This is a genomic window from Pseudomonas sp. ICMP 10191, from assembly GCF_001467335.1.
Taxonomy (GTDB): Bacteria; Pseudomonadota; Gammaproteobacteria; order Pseudomonadales; family Pseudomonadaceae; genus Aquipseudomonas; species Aquipseudomonas cerasi.
Map to the genome: position 1 here is coordinate 18028 of NZ_LKGW01000146.1, position 26193 is coordinate 44220.

At 59.9% G+C, this 26193-nt stretch carries 17 protein-coding genes; 12 read left to right on the forward strand and 5 right to left on the reverse strand.

The features are described 5' to 3' along the window. Positions 1-69: 69 nt before the first annotated feature. Positions 70-327, forward strand: a complete 258-nt coding sequence (locus AO388_RS22015; RefSeq protein WP_058417120.1) for a hypothetical protein — start codon at positions 70-72, stop codon at positions 325-327. Positions 328-612: 285 nt separating this feature from the next. Here AO388_RS22015 and AO388_RS22020 read toward each other — a convergent pair whose 3' ends face one another. The 3 genes from AO388_RS22020 to AO388_RS22030 form a co-directional block, all read right to left on the reverse strand. Beyond that, positions 613-1512 (reverse strand): hydroxymethylglutaryl-CoA lyase, encoded by a 900-nt coding sequence (locus tag AO388_RS22020; protein WP_003369418.1) that lies wholly within the window; start codon positions 1510-1512, stop codon positions 613-615. A 29-nt stretch (positions 1513-1541) separates the two neighbouring features. Beyond that, on the reverse strand, positions 1542-1934 hold the full coding sequence (locus AO388_RS22025; protein ID WP_042930746.1) for a MerR family transcriptional regulator: 393 nt from the start codon (positions 1932-1934) through the stop codon (positions 1542-1544). 164 nt (positions 1935-2098) lie between these two features. Further along, positions 2099-3028, reverse strand: a complete 930-nt coding sequence (locus AO388_RS22030) for a LysR family transcriptional regulator (protein WP_003434117.1) — start codon at positions 3026-3028, stop codon at positions 2099-2101. Positions 3029-3212: 184 nt separating this feature from the next. On the opposite strand from AO388_RS22030, the gene AO388_RS22035 reads away from it, so the two are divergent. Continuing rightward, positions 3213-4442, forward strand: a complete 1230-nt coding sequence (locus tag AO388_RS22035) for an acyl-CoA dehydrogenase (protein ID WP_003369425.1) — start codon at positions 3213-3215, stop codon at positions 4440-4442. A gap of 11 nt (positions 4443-4453) precedes the next feature. Here the strand turns inward: AO388_RS22035 and AO388_RS22040 are convergent, their stop codons facing one another. Further along, entirely contained in the window at positions 4454-5797 is a 1344-nt protein-coding gene (locus AO388_RS22040; protein WP_003369427.1) for a substrate-binding domain-containing protein, read from the reverse strand. A gap of 154 nt (positions 5798-5951) precedes the next feature. Beyond that, complete coding sequence (xthA, locus tag AO388_RS22045; protein ID WP_003369429.1) at positions 5952-6764, reverse strand: exodeoxyribonuclease III; 813 nt, start codon at positions 6762-6764, stop codon at positions 5952-5954. A gap of 191 nt (positions 6765-6955) precedes the next feature. Between xthA and AO388_RS22050 the strand changes: the two genes are divergently transcribed. The 10 genes from AO388_RS22050 (at position 6956) to AO388_RS22095 (ending at position 26132) form a co-directional block, all read left to right on the forward strand. After that, a complete protein-coding gene (locus AO388_RS22050; RefSeq protein WP_003345438.1) occupies positions 6956-7627 on the forward strand; it encodes a GNAT family N-acetyltransferase in 672 nt (223 codons plus the stop codon). 59 nt (positions 7628-7686) lie between these two features. Next, positions 7687-9411 carry an autotransporter assembly complex protein TamA gene (locus AO388_RS22055; protein ID WP_003369431.1) on the forward strand — a complete coding sequence of 575 codons (1725 nt, stop codon included), beginning with the start codon at positions 7687-7689 and terminating at the stop codon, positions 9409-9411. Then, a complete protein-coding gene (locus tag AO388_RS22060) occupies positions 9408-13097 on the forward strand; it encodes a translocation/assembly module TamB domain-containing protein (protein WP_058417121.1) in 3690 nt (1229 codons plus the stop codon). The genes AO388_RS22055 and AO388_RS22060 overlap by 4 nt, the downstream gene beginning before the upstream one ends. A 119-nt stretch (positions 13098-13216) precedes the next feature. Continuing rightward, positions 13217-14134, forward strand: coding sequence for a LysR family transcriptional regulator (locus AO388_RS22065; protein WP_058417122.1), 918 nt, complete (start codon positions 13217-13219; stop codon positions 14132-14134). Positions 14135-14223: 89 nt separating this feature from the next. Further along, on the forward strand, positions 14224-14724 hold the full coding sequence (tpx, locus tag AO388_RS22070; RefSeq protein ID WP_003369437.1) for a thiol peroxidase: 501 nt from the start codon (positions 14224-14226) through the stop codon (positions 14722-14724). A gap of 153 nt (positions 14725-14877) precedes the next feature. After that, the gene (locus AO388_RS22075; protein WP_058417123.1) at positions 14878-16182 is read left to right on the forward strand and encodes an MdtA/MuxA family multidrug efflux RND transporter periplasmic adaptor subunit; all 1305 of its coding nucleotides are present in this window, start codon (positions 14878-14880) and stop codon (positions 16180-16182) included. Further along, positions 16179-19289, forward strand: coding sequence for an MdtB/MuxB family multidrug efflux RND transporter permease subunit (locus AO388_RS22080; protein WP_058417124.1), 3111 nt, complete (start codon positions 16179-16181; stop codon positions 19287-19289). The genes AO388_RS22075 and AO388_RS22080 overlap by 4 nt, the downstream gene beginning before the upstream one ends. After that, positions 19286-22393, forward strand: a complete 3108-nt coding sequence (locus tag AO388_RS22085) for an efflux RND transporter permease subunit (protein WP_003369446.1) — start codon at positions 19286-19288, stop codon at positions 22391-22393. The genes AO388_RS22080 and AO388_RS22085 overlap by 4 nt, the downstream gene beginning before the upstream one ends. After that, positions 22390-23853, forward strand: a complete 1464-nt coding sequence (locus AO388_RS22090; RefSeq protein ID WP_058417125.1) for an efflux transporter outer membrane subunit — start codon at positions 22390-22392, stop codon at positions 23851-23853. Before AO388_RS22085 ends, AO388_RS22090 begins: the two co-directional genes overlap by 4 nt. Before the next feature lie 167 nt (positions 23854-24020). Next, a complete protein-coding gene (locus AO388_RS22095) occupies positions 24021-26132 on the forward strand; it encodes a putative bifunctional diguanylate cyclase/phosphodiesterase (RefSeq protein ID WP_058417126.1) in 2112 nt (703 codons plus the stop codon). The last annotated feature ends 61 nt before the right edge of the window (positions 26133-26193 follow it).

Sequence of the window (26193 nt, forward strand, 5' to 3'; positions counted from 1 at the left end):
GTTCAATCATGAGAGAAGAGGGCGGAACGCCGGAAAGCACGAAGGGGAGCCTGGGCTCCCCTTCAAGGTATGTTGCTATGCTCTTTTTTGTTTTTCGGGAGGCCTGTTGTTGTTTTTGGCGACCTGGCCCTTCACATCTTTTTTGAGCGATCCGCATGCGGGACCAAGAGCAAACGTATTTTTTTGAGCGCTGATGACACTTTCATCGTAGTGATCCGACCAGTTCGGCAGCTGCCTTGGGGCAGTTTTATTATTCTCTGTCTGGCTGCGAACGACTTGCGAGGCAAGCGGTTCAGAAAAGCTATCCACTTCAAAAAAATCTGTTAGCTACGTCTCTGTCCGTGTTGTTCTTGTTATGTCAGAGCCGGTACGTGTTGTTTTTATTGGGTTACTGCGTGTTTTTATTTTTGTTGTACGAAGGATATAGCAGGACCCGTGCCAGTTTTTCAAAACCCCTGTAATACCGGGGGATGACCTTGTTTTTCCGGCATCGGACCGTTTGATTCTGCGGCCGAGTGTTTCCGTGTTACCCGTTTGTCTCGACTCGACGCGGGGCAGAGTAACACTCTGTGGCAAGTTGTCGCACCCTGTTACCGACAGACGACGACAGCGTTACGCAGACAATCTGGCCTTTGCTACACGAGAGCCATTGCTACGGTGCAGCACGTCGCAGATGCGCTGGCCCGCCGCGATGACCTGGTCCAGATCGACGCCGGTTTCGATACCCAGCCCCTGCAACATATACAGCACGTCTTCAGTGGCCACATTGCCGCTGGCGCCCTTGGCGTAAGGGCAGCCACCGAGGCCGGCCACGGAGCTGTCGAACACCTGGATGCCTTCCTCCAGGCTTGCGTAGATATTCACCAATGCCTGGCCATAGGTGTCATGGAAGTGGCCAGCCAGCTTGCCGCGCGGTATCTGCGCAGCCACGGCGTTGAACAATGCCCGTGTAGCGCCCGGCGTGCCGGTTCCGATGGTGTCGCCCAAGGAAATTTCATAGCAGCCCATCGCGTGCAGTTCGTTGGCGACCGTCGCGACCTGTTCGGGCGAAACACTGCCCTCGTAAGGGCAGCCCAGCACGCATGACACATACCCTCGAACCTGCACACCATGCATGCGTGCTGCTTCCATGACAGGCGCGAAGCGCTCCAGGCTTTCGCTGATCGAGCAGTTGAGGTTGCGTTGCGAGAACCCTTCGGTCGCCGCCGCGAACACCGCGACCTCCCTGACGCCGGCCGCCAAGGCATCTTCAAAGCCACGCAGATTTGGCGCCAGCGCCGAGTAGATGACGCCCTCACGACGCTGGATGCGTTCGAACACCTGTGCAGAGCCCGCCATCTGCGGGACCCATTTGGCCGAGACAAAACTGCCGACCTCGATATGGCCCAGCCCGGCTGCCGTCAGGTCATCCACCAGGCGCACCTTGTCGTCGACACTGATGGGTTGTGCTTCATTCTGCAGGCCGTCACGCGGGCCGACTTCAACGAGATTCACCTTTTGCGGAAGGGACATGGCAGCGCCTTTGTAGTCAGTGCGAATGGTCAGAGTGGGGCGGCAGCGGTTTTATCGAGTGCGGCTCGGCAGCGCTCTTCGGCGGTGTCCAGCTCCAGCTGCATCTGGTGGATGTCCAGCAACTGCTGTTCCAGCTGATCACGGCGTTCGGCGATCTTGTCCAGCATGGTCTGCAACTGCTTCTGGTTACCGCCGGCAGGGTCGTATAACGAGATCAGTTCCTTGCACTCGGCCAGGGAAAAACCGATGCGTTTGCCACGCAGGATCAGTTTCAGGGTGACCTTGTCACGCGCCGTATAGATACGCTCCAGGCCCTTGCGTTCAGGGCTGAGCATGCCTTGCTCTTCGTAAAAGCGTATGGCGCGGGTGGTGATGTCCAGCTCGCGGGCGAGCTCGGAAATACTGTAGGTCTGACTGCTCATGGCGTGGCTCGGAAAGGTATACAGCCGCAAAGCTAAGGGTTGCTTTACGTATACGTCAAGCTGTGTGGCGGTGCCAAAGGTCGAGAGGTCACACTCCGGCACTTAGAAATCACATTAACTAAGCGATTTAAATGCTTATAAATCATCGGCTTGTATTTTCTATTTCATGTCTTTTCGAGGCTCTGCTCCTGCGCCACAACCCGTTGCGAAAGCTCGATGATCTGTTCTCGCATCCAGCGATTGGCCGGGTCCTGATCGGTGCTTTCATGCCAGTACAGGTGGGTTTCGACCGAGGGAACATCGGCGACTGGCAGGTAGACATAGTGCAAGTCGTTACGACGGGCGAAGCGCTCGGGTACGGTCATGACCATGTCGGTCTGCTGCAGCACCTGAGTTGCCATCATGTAATGCTGCGAGCGCAAAGCGATCCTGCGCTGGATGCCCATCTTGCCGAGCGCCAGATCCACATGACCCAGCCCGCTGCGGCGGCTGGAAATATGGATATGCGCCTGGCTCAGGTAATCGTCGAGGGTCAGAATGGCCTTGTTCGCCAATGGATGGCCCTTGCGCATGCCACACACATAACGGTCCTCCATCAGCTTCACATGCCGCACTTGCGGGTCAGTGTTGAGCGGCGCGTCCACGGCGAAGTCGAGGCGCCCGGCAGCCAGTTCCTTGGTGGTTTCCCGGCGCTTGGACAGAAAGCTTTCGATGGTCACCGCAGGTGCCAGGCGTCGCAGGCGCTGGAACAGCGCCGGCAGGATCACCGCTTCGGTCAGGTCGGTCATGCTGATGCGGTAGTTCTTGTTGGCCTGTAACGGGTTGAAGATGCGGCTTTCCTGCACCGATACCCTGAGCAACGAAAGCGCATTGCGCACCGGGCCAATGATGTTCTGCGCCATCGGTGTCGGCACCATGCCTTGTGCCGTGCGCACGAACAGCGGGTCATTGAAGGTCTCGCGCAACCGCGCCAGTGCGTTGGAGACCGCAGGCTGGGTGATGCCGACAATCTGTCCGGCGCGGGTCAGATTGGCTTCGGTATAAATGGCGTCGAAGACAATGAAGAGGTTGAGATCGACCTTGTTCAGGTTCATTGATGGGGCGCCTCGTGCCGTTATTGTGATTGACTGTTTAGAGGGGCGTAATGCCGCAATGGTGATGGATCATATATCGGTTATGAATGTTTATACACGCTGAGAATAGATTAGATAAATGTGCAGCGGTTCTCTAGCATCGCGTTCATGACTTCGACAACCCGATCGACACGGTGGCGACCCCATGGATTTTGCGTATTCCCCGAAGGTGCAGGCCCTGCGTGAGCGCGTCACGGCGTTCATGGATGCATACGTCTATCCGGCCGAGCCGGTTTTCGAGCGGCAAGTGGCCGAAGGGGATCGCTGGCAGCCCACGGCAATCATGGAAGAGCTCAAGGCCCGTGCCAAGTCGGAAGGCTTGTGGAATCTGTTCCTGCCAGACTCCGGGTTTGGCGCCGGCCTGAGTAATCTGGAGTACGCGCCGCTGGCGGAAATCATGGGTCGCTCACTGCTCGGTCCCGAGCCCTTCAATTGCTCGGCGCCCGACACCGGCAACATGGAGGTACTGGTCCGCTATGCCAGTGAGGACCAGAAAACCCGCTGGCTCGAACCGCTGCTGCGCGGTGAGATTCGCTCTGCCTTTGCCATGACCGAGCCCGACGTGGCCTCATCGGACGCCACCAATATGGCCGCACGCGCTGAGCGTGACGGTGACCAATGGGTCATCAACGGACGCAAGTGGTGGACCTCCGGTGCCTGCGACCCGCGCTGCAAAATCCTGATATTCATGGGCCTGAGCAATCCTGAGGGGCCGCGCCATCAGCAGCATTCGATGATTCTGGTGCCGGTCGATACGCCCGGCGTAAAGATCGTGAGGCCACTGCCGGTGTTCGGCTATGACGATGCGCCCCATGGCCATGCCGAAGTGCTGTTCGAAAACGTCAAGGTCCCGTTCGAAAACGTGCTGCTTGGTGAAGGGCGAGGGTTTGAAATCGCTCAGGGAAGGCTAGGACCAGGGCGCATTCACCACTGCATGCGCTCGATCGGCATGGCGGAGCGGGCGCTGGAGCTGATGTGCAGGCGTTCCATTGACCGCGTTGCGTTCGGCAAACCGTTGGCCAGGCTGGGCGGCAATATCGACCTGATCGCCGACTCGCGCATGGAGATTGACATGGCACGCCTGCTGACCCTGAAAGCGGCGTACATGATGGACACCGTCGGCAACAAGGTTGCCAGGAGCGAAATCGCGCAGATCAAGGTGGTTGCCCCCAACGTGGCGCTGAAGGTCATAGACCGAGCGATTCAGATGCACGGTGGCGCCGGGGTTTCCAATGATTTCCCGCTGGCCTACATGTACGCCATGCAGCGTACCCTGCGTCTGGCTGACGGCCCGGATGAAGTGCATCGCGCTGCCGTCGGCAAGTATGAACTGGGCAAATATATGCCGGCAGATCTGGCGCGCAGCCAACTCTAGCTGTCAGCCAATTACTGCACCCAGACTTCGACGCGACGGTTCTTGATCCGGCCGTCGTCGATATCATTGGTGGCCACCGGCATCTCGTCACCCAGGCCAACGATATCGCGGAACGTCACGCCACTTTTCAGCAGTTCCCGGCGCACGGCCATGGCACGCAGCCTGGAAAGCAGGGCGGCACGCTCCGGGTCGCTCTTGGCGTCGCCGAAGCCGACCAGCGTCACATGCCGGTCCAGTTTGTCGCTGGATTTCAGGTAATCCGCGACCCGCTTGAGGTCCTGCTGCGCCTTGTTGTCCAGGCGTGCGCTGCCTTGGGCAAAGCGGAAGTTGACGGACAGGCGTTCGGCCTTGCGTGCCAGCGCCTGGTAATCGGCGGGCATCTGCGCGGTAGGCTGCACCTTGAGCACCTGCACGGTCTGCGCAACAAAACCGCTCTGCGCGACGATGGCCTGGCCTTCGGCGCTCTGCGCGAAACGGACCAGCGCCTGCGCCCAGCGCTGATGGGCCGAGGTGGGCACATAAAAGTACAGTCGTCGCGACAACGGATAGTCTTCGGTGGCAATCAGGCTGACGGTCGGCAGCATGGGCCTGGAATCGCCGTCGGCTATGGCCACCGCCTTGGCGCGGCGGATGGAAGGCAGGCCGATGAAGCCGATGCCATTGATGTCCTTGCTGACTTCGTCGGAGAGCTGTTCGCTGGATTCGAATCGCGCGGCGCTGCCGAGCAGGGTCTTACCGTATTTGCTCAGTACCAGGTCCTTGAACGTCTCGTAGGTGCCGGACTTTTCATCGCGAACATAGAGATGGATGGCGCCTGGATTGCCACCGATTTCACTCCAGTTTCTGACTTCGCCACTGAAAATGCGCGCCAGTTGAAGGGTATCCAGTTGTCTCAGCGGATTGGCGGGATGCAGGATCACTGCAACGCCGTCGATGGCAATGGTTTGTTCGCTGGCTGCGCTTTTCAGGTCACCGAGGCTGGCCAGATCTTTGGCCTCCTGATCCTTGATCGGTCGAGAGGAGGCCGCGACATCCGCACTGCCGGCTTTAAGCGCAGTGAAACCGGTGCCTGAGCCATGTGCGGCGACTTCGACACTGACGGGTTGACCGGCGGCCGTGGTTCCGATGACGCGCTGTTCATTGAGGGTGTTGCCGGGAAGGGTCTGTACCGATTGCAGACCTTGCTGGCGCATCAATCCTTCGACCAGCGCAGGTCCGAGTTGGGCATTGATGGTGTTGGAGCCTTGAATGCGCAACGCCGGTATATCGCCAGCAGGCAGCGGCAGTGCGGCTTGCGCGAAAGCGGGCAGGGTGGCGCTCGACAGGATGAGCGCCGTAAGCAAAGCGCGCAGCATCGGCGTCACCATGAATCACGGGAGGGTGCCGGGAGAATAAGTCAGAGAGATTGCCGGAATATGACAATTTCAGGGTCTGTGCGTGTTTCAGCTTTCAGCGCGACCCACCCCTTATAAGGAAGGATCGCGCAGGAGGAGCCCGGGAGGGGATCAGTCAGCTGAGTTCCAGCCAGATGGGCGCGTGATCGGACGGTTTTTCCATTCCGCGCAAATCGTAATCCACACCCGCTTCCTTGATGCGTGGCTGCAGACCGGTAGAGGTCATGATCAGATCGATGCGCAGGCCGCGTTTGGGCTCGTCTTCAAAGCCACGGCTGCGATAGTCGAACCAGCTGAAGCGGTCGACGACTTCCGGATACAGGTGCCGAAAGCTGTCCACCAGCCCCCAGTTTTTCAGGCGCTCCATCCACTCCCGCTCTTCAGGCAGAAAGCTGCACTTGCCGGTTTTCAGCCAGCGTTTGGCGTTGTCGGCGCCAATGCCGATATCGCAGTCCTGCGGAGAGATATTCACGTCGCCCATGACGATCAGCGGCTGATCGTTACTGAAGTGGCCCTCGAGCAGTGTTTGCAGGTTCTCGTAAAAGCGCTGTTTGGCGGGGAATTTGGTCGGGTGGTCGCGGCTCTCGCCCTGTGGAAAGTAGCCATTCATGATGGTTACCGGCTGGCCGTTGCTGTCGGCGTAAGTCCCCCAGATGAAACGCTTCTGGGATTCCTCGTCGTCGCCTTCGAAACCCTTGTGCAGGGCCAGTGGTGCGTTGCGAGACAGCAGAGCGACACCGTAATGGCCTTTCTGGCCGTGGAAGTGAACGTGATAGCCCAGCGCTTCGACTTCCGCCTGGGGGAATTGCTCGTCCGAAACCTTGGTTTCCTGAAGACCGATCACGTCAGGTTGATGTTTGTCGATCAGCGCCGCCAGCTGATGCGGTCGAGCGCGCAGACCATTGATGTTGAACGAGACGATTTTCATAAAGCAGCGGTCCTGAGCAAAAACAAACAGCGATGCTAGCCGACCTGTGGTTTCAGGACCAGTGCCGTGTCGGAAGCGCAGGCCAGGGGGGGCTGGATAATTCGTTGGAACTGTTATCAATGGCCATCACTCGAAAGCCTGCTTGCCAAAACCGCTGCGCCAGACGCAGTTCCGTTAACACGAGGCCCTTTATGTCCCTACCTGCTGCCATCACGGGTGAAATTCGCCAACTCGACAGTGGTTATTCCCGTGAAACCCGCTCCTTGCTGTTCAGGGCCTACCGGCACGATCCGACATTTGCCTATCTGTTCAACGCCGAGCGTGAGGGATATGAGCAACGTGTGTTGGCGACCATTCGCCAGCTGGTCAAACAACACTTTCTACAAAACCAGCCTGCGCTGGGCCTGTTCCTGCAGGACCGTTTGGTCGGCGTAGCGCTGATCGCACCGCCGCAGCGTCGTCTGGGTGTCACCGAAAGCTGGGCTTGGCGTCTGCGCATGGTGATGGACACCGGTCTGGGCTGCACTCAACGCTATCTGGCCTATTACAACGCTGTGCTCGCCTGTGTGCCTTCGGAAACCGTGCATGTGCTGCCGTTGATAGGCCTTGATCCGGAGTTCCAAGGGCAGAAGCTCGGCCAGGACCTGAGCGAGCAACTGCTGGCAGCGTTGCATGACTGGTGCGCAGTGGATGAGCATTCTCAGGGCATCGTGGTCGATACCGGCAATCCGCGTTATCTGGAATTCTATAAGCGACAGGGCTACGAAGAGATCGGTGAAATTGCTGTAGGCCCTGTCCGAGAGCATGTGTTTTTTCATCCGAACCCTCAGGTTTCACTGCCGGTCCCTGACGTAATGGCCTGAATATCCGACAATTCGTGGGCTTCCAGTGCAGCCTGTCGATCGTGGTAGCATCTACGCCCATGAAGCTTTTCAGACTATTCAGCAGCGTGTTCCTGATGACCATGAGTGCGGCAGCGCTTGCCCAGGCCCGCCTCGACGTCAGGATCAAGCCTGCCAATCCGCAACTCAAGGCCAACGTCGAAGGGTATGTCGGTGATTTGGGCGAGCGTGACGTCCAGGCGCTGCGTAATTTCAGCCTCGGCGCTGAGCAACAGGCGGAAAAAGCCGCTCAGGCGCTGGGTTATTACCAGGCGCAGATCGACAGTGAGATCAAGGACGGAGATCAACCCAGCCTGGTGATCAACATCCAGCCGGGCGAGCCCATTCACCTGCGTAACGTGGTGATCCGGGTCGAAGGGCCGGCGGCAGCAATGAAGGCCTTTCGTGTGCCGAGCAGCGACGCGCTGAAAAGCGGCGCGGTGTTGAACCACGGCAACTATGAAGACGCCAAGCGCCTGATCCAGAATCAGGCCTCGCGCTACGGATTTTTCAGTGGCCATTTCACCAGTCAGCGTCTGGCCATCGATCCGCGGGCCGGTGTGGCCGATATCGAACTGGTTTATGAAAGCGGACCGCGCTACACGCTCGGCAAGGTCATGTTCAGCGGCGACGCGCCATTTGATGACGATCTGCTCAAGCGCATGGTGCCGTTCAAGGAGAACACGCCCTACGACTCCCAACTGATTGCCGAACTGACCCAGGCGATGCAGGGCAGCGGCTATTTCGAGGGCGTACGGGTCGATGCGGCGCCCACCGCAGCGCAAAACCAGGTCATTCCGGTGACCGTCCAGCTCGAAACCCGTAAACCTCGTACCATGGGCCTGGGTCTGGGCTATTCGACCGACGTCGGCCCGCGCGGCAAAGCCAACTGGACCCGGCACTGGGCCAACCCGCAGGGCCACAGTTACGGTTTCGAATCCGAGATATCCGCGCCACGGCAGAATATCGGCCTGTGGTACGACGTGCCACTTGATCCGCCGCTGACCGACAAATTGCGCTACGCCGGCGGGTATCAGTACGAAGAGATTGCCGGAACCGACAGCCTCAGCAAGTTGCTGACTGCCGGGCCGGAATGGCACAGCAAGCTGCCCAGCGGTTGGGAACGGGTCATATCCCTGAAATGGCAGCGTGAAGAATATCGCCTGGGTGATGACGCCGGCCTCAGTACGCTGCTGATGCCCGGTATCAGTTACTCGTATCTGCGCAGTGACAATCGCATCGACCCGCACCAGGGTTATCGCCTGCAATTCGATACGCAGGTGGCCAAGGAGGGCATGTTGTCTGACGCTAACCTGGTGCATGCCAATGTGCTGCTCAAAGGGCTGACCACCGTCGCGCAAAATCACCGCTTTCTCGGTCGCGTGCAGTTTGGCGGCAACCTTACGGACGGTTACACCTCGATACCGCCATCGCTGCGCTTTTTTGCCGGCGGCGATCAAAGCGTGCGCGGCTATGACTATCAGAAGCTGTCACCGACCAATTCTGACGGCGACCGTATCGGCGGCCGGTATATGTTTGCCGGTAGCGTCGAATACCAATATTCCATTGCTGACAAATGGCGCCTGGCGACCTTCATCGATCAGGGCAACTCGTTCAACAGCCTGGACAAGCCAGACCTGAAAACCGGGGTGGGTTTCGGCGTGCGCTGGGTATCTCCAGTGGGCCCGCTGCGTCTCGATCTGGCCCACGCGCTGGACGATGATGGCGGAATCCGTCTGCACTTTTCGATGGGGCCGGAGCTTTGAACACGTCGAACATCACCCGCGGAGCCAAGGTCGTCGGGCTGGGACTTGTCGCATTACTGCTGCTTGTGGTCATTATTGTCGCGCTGCTGCTGGGCACCCACACGGGCAGCCAGTGGGCCCTGGCTCGGGTACCCGGCGTACAGCTGGAAAACTTTCAGGGGCGACTGGGTAGCCAGTGGAGCGCCGAGCGTCTGGTATGGCAGCAGGGCGCAGACCATGTCGAGGTTCAATCCGTCGATTTCGCCTGGACGCCTGCCTGCCTGTTGAAGATGACGCTGTGCATCGACCGTCTGCATGCGCAGCAGGTGCTGATGCACTTCCCGCCGAGCGATACGCCCGCCAGCGACGGCCCGATCCAGTTACCGACGCTCAGGTTACCGCTGGCGCTGCAACTGGGTGATATACAGCTGGGTGGTCTGCAACTGGATGGCGTCGAACAATTGCGCGATCTCAAGCTGGCAGCGCACTGGACAGCCGAAGGCTTGAAGATCGACAGTGCGCACCTGCAACGTGATGCGCTTGTGCTGGACCTCAATGGCCTGCTGAAACCCGAGAGCGACTGGCCACTCAGCGTGCAAGGTCAACTGCAACTTCCACCACAGGATGGCCAGCCCTGGGCGCTGGCGCTGGATATTCAGGGCGACCTGCTGAAAACGCTGCAACTCAAGGCGGACAGCAGCGGCTACCTGCCGGGTTTGCTGACCGGCGAGTTGCAACCCCTGGCCGAACACCTTCCTGCACGCATCAAGCTGACGGCCGAGCACTTCAAACCCAGTGCTGCATTGCCTGATACGTTGCAACTGGACCAGTTGCTGCTGACCGCCGAAGGCAATCTTGACTCGGGCTATCTGATAGATGGCAGCGCCAACCTTCCCGCAGAGAAAGGTCCTGTCGCGTTGTCATTGAAAGGAAACGTGGATGCCAACGGCGCAACCATCGCCGGACTCGATCTGGCCGCCGATGATCAGCAGCGTCTGGCCATCAACGGCAAGATGAACTGGCAGAGCGTTTTTTCTGCAGATGCGAGCATCGACTGGCTGGATTTCCCCTGGCAGCGCCTGTATCCATTGGCGTCAGAGCCTCAAGTGGCATTGCATGCCTTCAAGGGCGATATTTCCTATACCGATGGCAAATACCTCGGCAATTTCAACGCCAGCCTCAAAGGGCCTGCCGGTGCATTCACCCTGGTCAGCCCGTTCAGCGGCAATCTGCAAGAGATCCATCTGCCGCAACTGGAACTGGTCGCAGGGCAGGGCAAGGCCAGCGGTTTCCTGAACCTGCAATTCGCTGACGGCATCGGCTGGGATACGGCTCTGGACCTGAGTGCGCTGGACCCTTCATTCTGGGTTGCCGAACTGCCCGGCACACTGGCAGGCCCGTTGCGCAGCAAAGGTCAGATGCGCAACGAGCAGCTTGAACTCAGCGCAGACCTCGATTTGAAAGGGCGTTTGCGTGGTCAGCCGGCGCTGCTGCAAGCCAAGGCTGACGGCCATGATCAGCAATGGAATGTCAGCAGCCTGAGCATCCGCCTCGGCGACAACCGTATTCAAGGTGCGGGTAGCCTGCAGGAGCGTCTCAAGGGGCAGCTGGACCTGGATCTGCCGCGTCTGGCCCAGCTTTGGCCACGCTTGCAGGGGCAAGTCAAAGGCCGGCTGGACCTGGCCGGAACGCTACAGGCGCCCCAGGGGCAATTGGCCTTGCAGGGCAGCCAGCTCGCCTTGCAGGACAATCGTCTGCAGACCCTCACGCTCAACGCCAGACTGGATCAGGCGCAGCGCGCGATCATCAACCTGAAAGGTGCCGGTATTCAGGCTGGCGATACCCAGCTGGGCACCTTGCTGGTAGACGGTCAGGGCACACTCAAGAGCCAGCAGCTGAAGCTGGACCTGCAAGGACCGCTGCTCAAGCTGGCCATCGGCCTTGACGGTAGCCTGGACAAGGGTGATTGGCGAGGCCGACTGGCCAGCGGTACGGTGCAGAGCGGCGGGCAGAACTGGCGTTTGCAGCAGCCGGCGAAGATCGAGCGTCTGGCCGATGGCCGGCTCAACTTCGGTGCCCATTGCTGGTTGTCCGGGGGCGCCAGCCTATGTGGCGGCGATCAGCGCCTGATGCCGGAGCCTCATCTGCGTTATCAGCTCAAGAATTTCCCCCTGGACAGCCTGGCGCAATGGATGCCCAAGGATTTTGCCTGGAAGGGCGCGTTGAATGCAGACGTGCAGCTCGACATTCCGGCAGCCGGCCCCAGCGGCAAGGTCACGATTGACGCCGGAGACGGCACGCTGCGGGTACGCAACAACAACCAGTGGCTGGACTTCCCTTATCAGACGCTGAAACTGGCCACCACGCTGGCGCCCAAACGCATCGACACGCGTCTCGATTTTGAGGGCGGCAAGCTGGGAAGGCTGTTGCTCAACGCACAGATCGACCCGCTGGCCAAGGACAAGACCCTGGCGGGCGACTTCAATCTCTCGGGGCTGGATATCTCGGTGGCACGTCCTTTCGCGCCGATGGTGCAGAAACTCAATGGGCGTCTGAATGGCAATGGCCGGTTGTCAGGCACGTTGCTGGCGCCACTGGTCAACGGCAACGTGACGCTTGAAGGGGGTGAAGTGGCGGGGGCAGAGCTGCCTGTGGAACTGCATGACCTCAAGGTCCAGGCGTTGATTGCCGGAGAAAGCGTACAGCTCAACGGCGGCTGGAAAAGTGGCAGCACCGGGCAGGGCAGCATAGGCGGTCAGGTGGCTTGGGGGCAAAGCCTGAATGTCGATGTGAGCCTCAAGGGCTCGCGCCTGCCGATCAATGTCGAACCCTATGCGGCGGTAGAGGCGGCGCCTGACCTGAAAATCTCCATGCAGGGCGAGCGACTGGCGATCTCCGGCAAGGTGCTGTTGCCCAAGGGCGCGATTACCGTACGCGAGTTGCCGCCGTCCACTGTGAAGCTCTCCGGTGACACAGTGATCGTCGGACAGCAGACCGAGGAGGGCGCTCCGCCGCTGGCCGTGGCGATGGATATCGATGTGGAAGTCGGCCAGGAAAAGCTCAGTTTCAGCGGGTTCGGGCTCACCGCCAATCTGGTCGGGCATGTACACATTGGTGACAATCTGGACACTCGTGGCGAGCTCAACCTGAACGACGGTCGTTATCGTGCCTACGGTCAAAGGCTGACCATACGCAAGGCGCGTCTGCTGTTTGCCGGCCCGGTCGACCAGCCTTATCTGGACATCGAGGCGATTCGCCAGACCGACGACGTGATTGCCGGTATCCGCCTGACCGGCAGCGCCGAGCAGCCCACCACCGAGGTGTTTTCCGAGCCTGCGATGAGCCAGGAGCAGGCGCTTTCCTATCTGGTCATGGGCAGACCGCTCAGCACTTCCGGCGAAGACAACAACATGGTCGCTCAGGCTGCGCTGGCACTGGGTGTTGCGGGCAGCTCGTCGACCACCGGCAAGCTCGCGGACAATCTGGGTATCAAGGATTTCGAGCTGGACACTTCGGGAACCGGCGACAAGACCAATGTGGTTGCCAGCGGCAAGATCACCGACAAGCTCAGCCTGCGTTATGGCGTAGGCGTGTTTGAACCGGCCAATACCATTGCCTTGCGCTACCTGCTCAGTAAGCGCGTGTACCTCGAGGCCGCGAGTGGTGTTGCCAGCTCGCTGGATATTTTCTATAAAAGGGACTTCTAGGCGAGGGCTGGTGGCGGTAACGGCGCGGCCCTGTGCCGAACCGCCTGGCCTTTCTCGAGCGTCCCTCTTGCAACTGCAAGTCCCTTCACACGTCATTTACCTTCAGGTTGCCGGTCATCATGGATCGATTCAACGCCATGCGCGTGTTCACCCGTATCGTCGAACTCGGCGGTTTCGCCAGGGCGGCCGAGAGTCTGCACATGCCTCGTGCTTCGGTAACGATCCTGATCAAGCAGCTGGAAGCGCACCTGGGCGTACAGCTTTTGCAGCGTACGACGCGTCAGGTCAGCGCCACCCCTGACGGCAAGGCCTATTACCAGCGCTGCGTCAGCCTGCTGGCCGATCTGGACGATGCCGAAGCATCGTTTTCGGCGACGGGGGCCGAGCCCAAGGGGTTGCTGCGTGTCGATCTGCCCGTCAGTCTGGGGCGCATGATCATCATCCCGGCGTTGCCTGAATTCAGCCGGCGCTATCCGCAGATCCGCCTGGAAATCGGCATGAGCGACAGGCCGGTCGATCTGATCCGCGAAGGCGTGGACTGCGTGCTGCGTGCCGGCGCCGCACTGGATGAAACGCTGGTTGCCAGGCCGCTGGGCAGTCTGACCCAGATCACCTGCGCCAGTCGTGAATACCTGGAGCAATACGGCACGCCACGGAACCTGAATGAGCTCGCGCAACATCAGGTAATCGAATATTTTTCGACCAGTACCGGCAAGCGCTACGGTCTGGAGTTCATGGCCGATGGCATGGACGTTGAGCACGCCTCGGCCTGCTCGATCGCTGTCAACAGTGCCGATGGCTATGTCGCGGCGTGCGAAGCGGGATTCGGCCTGATTCAGGTGCCGCGCTACCATGTCTCCGCGCAATTGCGCAGCGGTGTGCTGGTGGAAGTGCTGCGATTGCATCGTCCGCCGCCACTGCCACTGACGGCCCTTTACCCCCCGCATCGACAGTTGTCACGACGAGTGAGGGTATTCGTTGATTGGCTGGTGGAATTGTGTGCCCACACAGATATCAGGGACAGACTGGTTTCCTGAAAAAATTCAGAATTATCCCATATAGGCCGCGGCACACTTTCGTGTTTAACTTCCGGCTCTTTCATCCATTTTGAAAAGGAACGTGTTTCATGGCTCAAGTGACCCTCAAAGGCAGCCCCGTTCAGGTCAGTGGCAACCTGCCTGAAGTCGGTAGCAAGGCACACGATTTCACGCTGGTTGGCGCAGGTCTTGCCGATAAGACCCTGGCGTCCTTCGCCGGCAAGCGCAAGGTATTGAACATCTTCCCGAGCGTCGATACGCCGACCTGTGCCACCTCGGTACGTAAATTCAACACCCAGGCCAATGACCTGAGCAACGCCGTTGTTCTGTGCATCTCGGCTGACCTGCCGTTTGCCCAGGCCCGGTTCTGCGGCTCCGAAGGTCTGGAAAATGTCCAGAACCTGTCCTCGTTCCGCAGCGCCGATTTTGCTCAAAATTATGGTGTTGCCATTGCAGACGGCCCGCTCACGGGTCTGACAGCACGCGCCGTGGTCGTTCTGGACGAGAACGATAAGGTACTGCACAGCGAACTGGTGGCCGAGATTGGCAGCGAGCCCAACTATGACGCTGCATTGGCTGTGCTGAAGTAACTTTCCGCAACCTGTCGACGGCCTGAATCCGCTCAGGCCGTTTTTTTTGTTTGTGCGTCATACGTTTATCCAAAGTAAGCGCTTGGTAAAGCCGCTTTGCTTGTAACGTAACTGTGCTTATTGTTCAGCCTTCTGAACAAACCCCCACCTGTAATGGTTGATTTATTCATGCAATTGTCTGGCTCCCGTAAATCCCGTCGCTGGTTGATCAGTTTGTTGGTCCTGTTGGTCATTGTTGCCTTGTGCTGGTGGTTCTGGCCTGCGTCCACTGCCGGCAAGGGGGCCGAGAGCAACAAGAAGCCGGCTGCAAGCGGCATGGCACGACCCGGCTTCGGCGGATCGGCTGTCGCGGTCCCGGTGCGTGTGGCCCCGGCTACCGAAGGTGATTTTCCGATCTACTACAAGGCGCTTGGCACCGTGACGGCAATGAACACCATCAATGTGCGCAGCCGCGTGGCGGGGGAGCTGGTCAAGCTTTATTTCCAGGAAGGGCAGATGGTCAAGGCCGGTGATCTGCTGGCTGAAATCGATCCGCGCAGCTATCAGGTGGCGTTGCAGCAGGCCGAAGGTACCCTGGCCACTAACCAGGCGCTGCTCAAGAATGCTCAGCTCGATGTGCAGCGTTACCGAGGCTTGTATGCCGAGGACAGCATCGCCAAGCAGACCCTCGACACTGCCGAGTCGCTGGTCAATCAATACAAGGGCACGATCAAGACCAATCAGGCTGCTGTGGCTGACGCAAAACTGAGCCTGGACTTCACTCGCATCCGTGCCCCGATTGCCGGGCGTGTCGGCCTCAAACAGCTGGACGTGGGCAATCTGGTTGCCGCCAACGACACCACTGCACTGGTGGTGATTACCCAGACCCAGCCTATTTCCGTGGCGTTTACGCTGCCTGAAAAGGACCTGTCGAAAGTCATTTCCCGCTACCGCACCGGCGACAAGCTGCCCGTTGAAGCCTGGGACCGTGGCGATACGAAGATGCAGGCCAGCGGCGTACTGGCCAGCCTCGACAACCAGATCGACGTGGCCACCGGCACACTGAAGTTCAAGGCACGTTTCGATAACAGTGACGAGGTCCTGTTCCCCAATCAGTTCGTCAATGTACGGCTGCGCGCCGACACGCTGAAAAAAGTCACGCTCGTACCGACTGCGGCGGTGCAGTTCGGCACCGACGGGACCTTTGTCTATGTGCTGGACGGTGACAAGAAGATCAAACTCAAGCTGCTGAAGACCGGCCCGAGCGACGAGACATCCACGGTGATTACCGAAGGCCTGGCAGCCGGCGAGCGGGTGGTGCTCGAAGGCACCGACCGCCTGCGCGACGGTGCCGAAGTCGAGGTCGTCAACGACAGCAAGGAAGTGCCGGCCGGCCCGGCTCAGAAGCTGCAAGGCAAGCCTGACAGCAAGACCGACAAGTCGGCGGCGCTCGGCAAGGTGGAAAAACCAAGCGTATGAACATGTCACGCCTGTTCATCCTGCGTCCGGTTGCCACCACGCTGAGTATGTTGGCAATCGTCCTGGCGGGTCTGATCGCCTATACCTTGCTGCCTGTTTCGGCGTTGCCCCAGGTCGACTATCCGACCATCCGGGTGATGACCCTGTACCCGGGCGCCAGCCCGCAGGTGATGACCAGCTCCGTGACTGCGCCTCTGGAACGTCAATTCGGACAGATGCCCGGCCTGACCCAGATGGCCTCGACCAGCTCGGGCGGTGCGTCGGTCATTACGTTGCGCTTCAGTCTCGAAATCAATATGGATGTCGCCGAGCAGCAGGTGCAGGCGGCGATCAATGCGGCCACCAACCTGCTGCCGACCGATCTGCCGGCGCCTCCGGTCTACAACAAGGTCAACCCGGCCGACACACCGGTTCTGACCCTGGCGATCACCTCGAAAACCATGTTGTTACCCAAGCTCAATGATCTGGTCGATACGCGCATGGCGCAGAAGATCTCGCAGATCAGCGGTGTGGGCATGGTCAGCATTGCCGGCGGGCAGCGGCAGGCGGTACGGATCAAGGTCAACCCGGAGGCGCTGGCCGCCAACAGTCTCAACCTGTCCGATGTACGTACCCTGATCAGCGCCTCCAACGTCAACCAGCCGAAGGGCAATTTCGACGGGCCGACCCGGGTGTCGATGCTGGATGCCAACGATCAGCTGAAGTCTCCGGAGGAGTACGCCAACCTGATTCTGGCTTACAAGGATGGCGCACCCTTGCGCCTGAAGGATGTGGCCGAAATCGTCAATGGTGCCGAAAACGAGCGGCTCGCGGCCTGGGCCAACCGGAGCCAGGCGGTGCTGCTCAACATTCAGCGTCAGCCGGGCGCCAACGTCATTGAGGTGGTCGACCGGATCAAGGCGTTGCTGCCGTCGATCACCGAAAACCTTCCGGCAGGGCTCGACGTCGTGGTCCTGACGGACCGTACGCAGACCATCCGTGCGTCGGTGACCGATGTTCAGCACGAACTGCTGATCGCGATCGTCCTGGTGGTGCTGGTCACCTTCCTGTTCCTGCGTCGTTTCAGCGCGACGATCATTCCGTCTATCGCCGTCCCACTGTCGCTGGTAGGCACGTTCGGCGTGATGTACCTGGCCGGTTTTTCGGTCAACAACCTGACGCTGATGGCCATGACCATTGCGACCGGTTTCGTCGTCGATGACGCCATCGTCATGCTGGAAAACATCTCCCGACACATCGAAGAGGGCGAGACGCCCTTGCAGGCCGCACTCAAGGGCGCGAAGCAGATCGGTTTCACCCTGATTTCCCTGACCCTGTCGCTGATTGCGGTATTGATCCCGCTGTTGTTCATGGCCGACGTGGTCGGGCGGCTGTTCCGCGAGTTCGCGATTACCCTGGCGGTCGCGATATTGATATCGCTGGTGGTCTCGCTGACCCTGACGCCCATGATGTGCGCGCGCTTGCTCAAGCGCGAGCCCAGGGAAGAAGAGCAGAGCCGTTTTTACCGGGCCAGCGGTGCCTGGATCGACTGGCTGATCGACATCTACGCGGGCAGACTGCGCTGGGTGCTCAAGCATCAGCCACTGACCCTGCTGGTTGCCGTGGCCACCCTGGCCTTGACTGTGTTGCTTTACATCGTCGTACCCAAAGGCTTTTTTCCGGTGCAGGACACCGGAGTGATTCAGGGTATTTCGGAAGCGCCGCAGTCGGTGTCGTTCGCAGCGATGAGCCAGCGTCAGCAGGCACTTGCCGACATCATTCTCAAGGACCCGGCAGTGGTCAGTCTGTCGTCCTACATCGGTGTCGACGGTGACAACGCCACGCTCAACAGTGGGCGCCTGTTGATCAACCTCAAGCCTCACGGAGCGCGCGACCTGACCGCGTCCGAGGTGATCCAGCGCCTGCAACCCGAGGTCGACAAGCTGTCGGATATCCGCCTGTTCATGCAGCCGGTGCAGGACCTGACCATTGAAGACCGCGTCAGTCGCACCCAGTATCAATTCAGCATGTCGTCGCCCGACGCCGAGCTGCTGACGCTGTGGAGCGAAAAACTGGTAGACGCGCTCGGCAAGCGGCCCGAGCTGACGGATGTGGCCAGCGACCTGCAGGATAAAGGTTTGCAGGTGTACCTGAACATCGATCGTGATGCGGCCAGCCGGGTCGGGGTCACGGTGGCGAACATTACCGATGCGCTGTACGACGCATTCGGTCAGCGCCAGATATCCACCATCTACACGCAGGCCAGCCAGTACCGCGTGGTGCTGCAGGCTGCGTCGGGCAGTGAACTCGGCCCGGCGGCGCTCGAGCAGATCCACGTCAAGACCACCGATGGCGCGCAGGTGAAGCTATCCAGCCTGGCAAGTGTCGAGCAGCGCCAGGCACAGTTGGCCATCGCCCACCTCGGGCAGTTTCCGGCGGTGATGATGTCGTTCAACCTGGCGCCCGATATTGCCTTGGGCAAGGCGGTGAAGGTGATCGAGGAGGTCGAGCAGGAGATCGGCATGCCGATCGGCGTGCAGACTCAGTTCCAGGGCGCTGCCGAAGCGTTTCAGGCTTCGTTGTCCAGCACGTTGCTGCTGATTCTGGCGGCGGTGGTCACCATGTACATCGTGCTGGGCGTGCTCTACGAGAGCTACATTCACCCGATCACCATCCTCTCGACCCTGCCGTCGGCAGCAGTGGGGGCCTTGTTGGCTCTGCTGATCAGCGGCAACGATCTGGGGATGATCGCGATCATCGGCATCATTCTATTGATCGGCATCGTCAAGAAGAACGCGATCATGATGATCGACTTCGCGCTCGACGCGGAGCGCAACCGCGGTGTTGCGCCCGAGCAGGCGATCTACGACGCGGCACTGTTGCGCTTCCGGCCGATTCTCATGACCACCCTGGCCGCATTGTTCGGCGCCATCCCGCTAATGCTCGCCAGTGGCTCCGGCGCCGAATTGCGGCAACCACTGGGGCTGGTGATGGTTGGCGGACTGTTGCTCAGTCAGGTGCTGACACTGTTCACAACGCCGGTCATCTACCTGTATTTCGACCGCCTTGGCCGTCGCTGGAGTCGCAAACCGGCTGACCCGGACCGACTGGAACGGGCTGACGCATGAACCTCTCAGCGCCGTTCATCAGTCGCCCCGTTGCGACCGTTCTGCTAAGCCTGGCGATCATGCTGCTGGGCGCGGTGAGCTTTCGCTTGTTGCCGGTGGCACCGTTGCCGAACATGGATTTCCCGGTGATTGTGGTCTCGGCCAGCCTCGCCGGTGCCAGTCCGGAAGTGATGGCGTCCACGGTGGCAACGCCGCTGGAGCGATCGCTGGGCAGTATTGCCGGTGTCAACACCATGACCAGCAATTCAAGCCAGGGCACCACGCGGATCATTCTGCAGTTCGATCTGAATCGCGACATCAACGGCGCCGCGCGGGAAGTGCAGGCGGCGATCAATGCCTCACGCAATCTGCTGCCCAGCGGTATGCGCAGTATGCCGACCTACAAGAAGGTCAACCCGTCCCAGGCGCCGATCATGGTCTTGTCGATGACGTCGACGGTGCTGGAAAAGGGCCAGCTTTACGATCTGGCGTCCACCATCCTGTCACAGAGCCTGTCACAGGTTTCCGGGGTCGGCGAAGTGCAGATCGGCGGCAGCTCGCTGCCTGCTGTGCGTATCGAGCTGGAGCCGCAGATGCTCTCCCAGTACGGTGTATCGCTGGACGACGTACGCACTGCCATCACTGGCACCAACGTACGACGGCCGAAGGGCTTTGTGGAGGACGACCAGCATAACTGGCAGGTGCAGGCCAACGACCAGCTGGAAACCGCCGAGGATTATGCGCCGCTGATCATTCGCTACAAGGACGGAGCGACCTTGCGCCTGAAGGACGTGGCGAAAGTCAGCGATGCCGTGGAAGACCGTTACAACAGCGGGTTCTACAACAATGACCGTGCCGTGCTGCTGGTCGTCAACCGCCAGGCGGGCGCCAACATCATTGAAACCGTGGCGCAGATCAAGGCGCAGTTGCCGGCGCTGCGAGCGGTGCTGCCGGCCAGTGTCAGTCTCAATATCGCGATGGACCGCTCGCCGGTGATCAAGGCGACGCTGCACGAAGCCGAAATGACCCTGCTGATTGCCGTGGTGCTGGTGGTGATGGTGGTGTTCCTGTTCCTCGGCAGTTTTCGCGCCTCGCTGATCCCCACCCTGGCGGTTCCGGTATCGCTGGTCGGCACCTTTGCGATCATGCACCTGTTCGGCTTCTCCCTGAACAACCTGTCACTGATGGCGTTGATCCTCGCCACCGGTCTGGTGGTGGACGATGCCATCGTTGTGCTGGAAAACATATCCCGGCATATTCACAACGGCCTCGACCCCATGAAAGCGGCTTTTCTGGGCGCCAAGGAGGTGGGGTTCACCTTGCTGTCGATGAACGTCTCGCTGGTCGCGGTGTTCATTTCCATCCTGTTCATGGGCGGTCTGGTCGAAAGTCTGTTTCGCGAGTTTTCCATCACCTTGTCCGTAGCGATCATCGTCTCGCTGATTGTGTCCCTGACCCTGACGCCGATGTTGTGCGCGCGCTGGTTGAAGCCACGCGAAGCCCATGGGGAAAACGCCTTTCAGCGCTGGAGCGAGCGGGTCAACGATCGAATGGTGGCAGGCTACGACCGCTCGCTGGGCTGGGTGATGCGGCATCGACGGCTGACGCTGCTCAGCCTGCTGGTTACGGTGGTGGTCAATATCGCGCTGTATGTGGTGGTGCCCAAGACCTTTCTGCCGCAGCAGGACACCGGGCAACTGATGGGTTTTGTTCGCGGTGACGACGGTCTTTCGTTTTCGGTCATGCAGCCGAAAATGGAGACCTTCCGCCTGTCGATTCTCGCTGACCCTGCGGTGGAAAGCGTTGCCGGTTTTATCGGTGGCAGCGGTGGCACCAATAACGCCTTCATGATCGTGCGCCTCAAGCCGATTGCCGAGCGCAAGCTGTCTGCCGAGAAAGTGGTCGAGCGCCTGCGCAAGAACATGCCGCATGTGCCGGGCGGCAGGTTGTTCCTGGCCCCGGATCAGGACCTGCAACTGGGCGGCGGTCGCGAGCAGACCAGTTCACAGTATCAATACATCGTGCAGAGCGCTGATCTGGGCAGTCTGCGTCTGTGGTACCCCAAGATTGTCGCAGCGCTCAAGTCGGTGCCCGAGCTGACCGCCATCGACGCACGGGAAGGGCGCGGGGCACAACAGGTGACCCTGGTGGTCAACCGTGACACGGCCAAGCGACTGGGTATCGATATGAACATGGTCACGGCGGTGCTCAACAACGCTTACAGCCAGCGCCAGGTATCGACCATCTATGACAGCCTCAACCAGTACAAGGTGGTGATGGAGGTCAATCCAAAATACGCCCAGGACCCGGTGACGCTGGAGCAGGTTCAGGTCATTACCGCAGACGGGCAGCGTGTACCGCTATCGAGCATCGCCCATTACGAGCGCAGCCTGGCCAATGACCGGGTATCGCATGACGGTCAGTTCGCGGCCGAGAACATCTCCTTCGATCTGGCCGAAGGGGCCAGCCTCGACAAGGCCACCGTGGCGATAGAACGGGCGATTGCCGCCATCGGGCTGCCGTCCGACATCATTTCCAAGATGGCCGGGACCGCCAACGCCTTCGCTTCCACGCAGAAGAGTCAGCCGTGGATGATCCTCGGTGCGTTGCTGGCGGTGTACCTGGTGCTGGGTATCCTCTATGAGAGCTACATTCATCCGCTGACGATCCTCTCGACGCTCCCGTCCGCAGGCGTTGGCGCATTGCTGACGATCTATGTGCTGGGCAGCGAATTCAGCCTGATTTCCCTGTTGGGGCTGTTCCTGCTGATTGGCGTGGTGAAGAAAAACGCGATCATGATGATCGACCTTGCCCTGCATCTGGAGCGCGAACAGGGAATGACGCCGCAAGAGTCGATTCGCAGCGCCTGCCTGCAGCGCCTGCGGCCCATTCTGATGACCACGATGGCCGCCATCCTGGGTGCCTTGCCGCTGCTGCTGAGTACCGCCGAAGGTGCCGAAATGCGCAAGCCGCTGGGTTTGACCATCATTGGTGGCCTGATCTTCAGCCAGGTCCTGACCCTCTATACCACCCCGGTGGTTTACCTTTATCTCGACCGTCTGCGCCATCGTTACAACAAATGGCGTGGCGTGCGCACCGATGCTGCTCTGGAAACTCCGCTATGACCGAACGCCTGGCATTTACCTCCCGCCCGACAGGGCTGATTTGTCCATTCGCGCTGGGGCTTTGCGTCGTGCTGCTCAGCGCCTGCGCTGTGGGTCCGGATTACCAGAAGCCGTCGATGGCCGCGCCCGCGCAGTTCAAGGCTGCGCAGGGCTGGCGTGCGGCCACGCCAAGTGACGGGATGGCCAAAGGTGCATGGTGGGAGGTGTACAAGGACCCGCAGTTGAACGCTCTGGTCGAGCGCCTCAACACCTCCAACCAGACAGTCGCCCAGTACGACGCGCAGTATCGACAGGCACAGACACTGGTGCGCAGCTCCAGGGCTGCCTTCCTGCCGACCCTCGACCTGACGACCGGCAAGACGCGCTCGGGGCAGGGCACTGGCACCTCGAACACCGGCACCAGTGCTTCGGGGATTCGCAACAGTTACAACGCGCAGTTGGGCGTCAGTTGGGAGGCCGACGTCTGGGGCAAGCTGCGTCGTGGGCTGGAAGCCGACACCGCCAATGCGCAGGCGAGTCTTGCCGACCTGGCGGCGATGCGCCTGAGCCTGCAATCGGAACTGGTGCAGAATTACCTGCAATTGCGCGTGATCGATGAACAGAAACGCCTGCTGGAGTCCACAGTGGATGCCTACCAGCGCTCCCTGACCCTGACGCAGAACCAGTACCGCGCCGGTATTTCCGGAAGTGATGCTGTTGCGCAGGCACAGACGCAATTGAAAAGTACCCAGGCCGATCTGATTGACCTGGCCTGGCAACGGGCGCAATACGAGAATGCCATCGCCGTACTGATGGGCATGGCGCCGGCAGACTTCAATCTGCCCGTCACCACTTCGATTCCGCAGTTGCCGCAAATCCCGCCAGGCCTGCCTTCGCAGTTACTCGAGCGCCGCCCTGACATCGCCGCAGCCGAGCGCTCGGTAATGGGCGCCAATGCCAACATCGGCGTGGCCAAGGCGGCTTATTATCCGGACTTCACGCTGAGCATGAGCGGCGGTTACAGCAGCAGTACCTTTGCCAACTGGATCAGCCTGCCCAACCGCTTCTGGTCGGTGGGCCCGCAGTTGGCGCTGACCCTGTTCGACGGCGGAAAACGTTCGGCCGAGGTCGATCGCACCGAAGCGGTGTATGACCAGACTGTCGCCCAGTACCGGCAGACCGTGCTGAACGGCTTCCAGGAGGTCGAAAACTATCTGGTTCAGCTCAAGGTATACGAGCAGGAAGCGGCGGTACGCCAGGAAGCGCTGGTCTCGGCTCGTGACTCGCTGCGCCTGACCAACAATCAATACAAGGCCGGGTTGATCGGTTATCTGGACGTCGTCAATGTCCAGGCCACCGCATTGAGCAACGAGCGCAGTGTGCTCAGCGTGCTGCAAAGCCGTTTGATTGCCAGCGTTCAATTGATCGCCGCACTGGGCGGGGGCTGGAATGCCGAGACAGGCCTGACGCTCCGGGAGTAAATATTTCGGGTTCAAACACACTTTTTCAGTGAACTGTTCGCAGTAACCGGAAAAATAATAGCTATTCGCCATCTTTGCGACCAAGTGCCGCGACATTCTGCCGCGAATGCGTACAATCTCCCGCACAAGATCGGCATGGACGCGCTCATTGGTTTCCAGGTGCGTTTATGTTGATTGGCAGTTACATCCCTTCACTCGTCGTAATCTCGATTCTCGTCGCTATTCTTGCTGCGTACACGGCCCTCGATCTGGTTGGCCGCATCGTCTCGGCAAGGGGCCGTGCCGTTCACGTATGGATCGCGGGAGGCGCGATCGCGATGGGCGTCGGTACCTGGTCAACGCATTTCATCGGTATGCTGGCGTTCGTATTGCCCATCAACCTTGGCTATGACGTGCCACTGGTGCTGCTTTCGCTGTTGATCGCCATCGGCTTTTCAGGGTTCGCCCTGTGGCTCGCCACCCAGCCGCGATTGCCCGCACTGCAACTGAGCCTGGGGTCGTTGTTGCTGGGGCTTGGCATCAGCGCCATGCACTACACCGGCATGGCGGCCATGCGCATGCAGCCGGGGATTCAATACACGCCGTGGCTGTTGGTACTTTCGTTGGTGATCGCTGTCGCTGCGTCCGCGGCAGCACTGCGAATATCCTTCCATCTTCGCCAGCGACGCCCTAGGGTCTACCTGCTACGCGCCTCGGCGGCGCTGTTGCTCGGGCTGGCTGTCATTGGCATGCATTACACCGGTATGGCCGCTGCGAATTTTGCTGATGGCAGCTTTTGCGGGGCGCTGCCGCAGGGGCTGAGCAGCAACGGGCTGGACAGATTCGTGCTGGTCGCCAGCCTGTCGATTCTGGGGATTGCGCTGTTCAGCTGCATTCTCGATTCTCACCTGGAAACACGTACCGCGGTTCTGGCCGATTCCCTGACTGAAGCCAATCTGGAACTGACCCACTTGGCCCTGCATGACAACCTGACCGGTTTGCCAAACCGTGCGTTGTTGACGGAGCGCATTGATCGGGCAATGAAGAGGGCCAATGAGACGGGTGGGTGCTTTGCATTGATGTTCATGGACCTCGATGGCTTCAAACCGGTCAACGATGCATTCGGCCACCACACCGGCGACCTGCTGTTGCGGCAGGTCGCCTTGCGTCTTCGCAACAGCCTGCAGCGGCGTGACACGCTGGCAAGAGTCGGCGGCGATGAGTTCGTCCTGCTGGTGGAGCTTCAACACCCTGAGGATGCATTGGCCGTTGCCAGACGACAGGTCAACGAAGTCGGCAACCCGTTCACCATTGGTGAACATCAGTTGCAGATTTCACTGAGCATCGGCATCTGCATCTACCCGGGCAATGGCAGCACCCAGCATGAGCTTCTGATCAATGCCGACGCCGCTATGTACCACACCAAGGCTGCCGGCAAGAACGGCTACAGCTTTTTCGATGCGTCGATGAACAGTAACGCCCGCAATCAGCTGCAAATGTCGCAGGATTTGCACAAGGCGATCAAGCATCGACAGTTCTGTATCTATTACCAGCCCAAGTTCGATGCCATGACCGGACTGCCCGTAGGGGCAGAGGCGTTGTTGCGCTGGAACCATCCGGAACAGGGGATCCTCGCTCCCGACCTGTTCATCGCCATGGCAGAGAAAACCGGTCTGATCATTCAGATCGGCGAGTGGGTCCTGGATGAAGCCTGTCGGCAAATGCGTGAGTGGTACGCGCAGGGTTACTCGCACTGGCGCATTGCAGTCAACCTGTCAGCCTTGCAGTTCTGTCATTCCGGGCTGGTCACGGCAGTGGCGGACACACTGGCGCGGCATCAGTTACCGGCCAACTGCCTGACCCTGGAAATCACCGAAACCACTGCCATGCATGATGCGGATGCCAGCCTGGCGGTGTTGAGAAGGCTTTCGGAAATGGGTGTGGACCTGTCGATCGATGATTTTGGCACCGGTTACTCCAGCCTGATGTACCTGAAGCGATTGCCTGCCAATGAAATCAAGATTGATCGAGGCTTCGTCCGCGATCTGGAGCATGACACCGACGACGCTGCCATTGTTTCGGCCATCGTGGCGGTAGGGCAGGCGCTGAATCTGCGGATAGTCGCCGAGGGCGTCGAAACCGCCGTTCAGCAGCGTTTCCTGACTCATTTGGGGTGCCACTCGCTGCAGGGCTTCCTGCTGGGTTATCCGTTGCCGGCCCAGCAGTTTCTCGAAGAAATCCATGCTGCCGAGGCAAAAGCTGCGGTGGATGAGTCCGATACCGGGCAATCCGATTTCTGAAACGCACAGATGGCGCTGGACGGTAAAGGCTGGCACGATCTGAACCGGCTGGTTAACCTGC

What these genes read in the sequence shown, in the direction of transcription:
- AO388_RS22025 (WP_042930746.1), bottom strand. Translation starts at nt 1,934, where the DNA reads ATGAGCAGTCAGACCTACAGTATTTCCGAGCTCGCCCGCGAGCTGGAC.
- AO388_RS22055 (WP_003369431.1), top strand. Translation starts at nt 7,687, where the DNA reads ATGAAGCTTTTCAGACTATTCAGCAGCGTGTTCCTGATGACCATGAGT.
- AO388_RS22040 (WP_003369427.1), bottom strand. Translation starts at nt 5,797, where the DNA reads ATGCTGCGCGCTTTGCTTACGGCGCTCATCCTGTCGAGCGCCACCCTG.
- AO388_RS22030 (WP_003434117.1), bottom strand. Translation starts at nt 3,028, where the DNA reads ATGAACCTGAACAAGGTCGATCTCAACCTCTTCATTGTCTTCGACGCC.
- AO388_RS22085 (WP_003369446.1), top strand. Translation starts at nt 19,286, where the DNA reads ATGAACCTCTCAGCGCCGTTCATCAGTCGCCCCGTTGCGACCGTTCTG.
- xthA (WP_003369429.1), bottom strand. Translation starts at nt 6,764, where the DNA reads ATGAAAATCGTCTCGTTCAACATCAATGGTCTGCGCGCTCGACCGCAT.
- AO388_RS22065 (WP_058417122.1), top strand. Translation starts at nt 13,217, where the DNA reads ATGGATCGATTCAACGCCATGCGCGTGTTCACCCGTATCGTCGAACTC.
- AO388_RS22080 (WP_058417124.1), top strand. Translation starts at nt 16,179, where the DNA reads ATGAACATGTCACGCCTGTTCATCCTGCGTCCGGTTGCCACCACGCTG.
- AO388_RS22075 (WP_058417123.1), top strand. Translation starts at nt 14,878, where the DNA reads ATGGTTGATTTATTCATGCAATTGTCTGGCTCCCGTAAATCCCGTCGC.
- AO388_RS22090 (WP_058417125.1), top strand. Translation starts at nt 22,390, where the DNA reads ATGACCGAACGCCTGGCATTTACCTCCCGCCCGACAGGGCTGATTTGT.
- AO388_RS22020 (WP_003369418.1), bottom strand. Translation starts at nt 1,512, where the DNA reads ATGTCCCTTCCGCAAAAGGTGAATCTCGTTGAAGTCGGCCCGCGTGAC.
- AO388_RS22015 (WP_058417120.1), top strand. Translation starts at nt 70, where the DNA reads ATGTTGCTATGCTCTTTTTTGTTTTTCGGGAGGCCTGTTGTTGTTTTT.
- AO388_RS22050 (WP_003345438.1), top strand. Translation starts at nt 6,956, where the DNA reads ATGTCCCTACCTGCTGCCATCACGGGTGAAATTCGCCAACTCGACAGT.
- AO388_RS22095 (WP_058417126.1), top strand. Translation starts at nt 24,021, where the DNA reads ATGTTGATTGGCAGTTACATCCCTTCACTCGTCGTAATCTCGATTCTC.
- AO388_RS22035 (WP_003369425.1), top strand. Translation starts at nt 3,213, where the DNA reads ATGGATTTTGCGTATTCCCCGAAGGTGCAGGCCCTGCGTGAGCGCGTC.
- tpx (WP_003369437.1), top strand. Translation starts at nt 14,224, where the DNA reads ATGGCTCAAGTGACCCTCAAAGGCAGCCCCGTTCAGGTCAGTGGCAAC.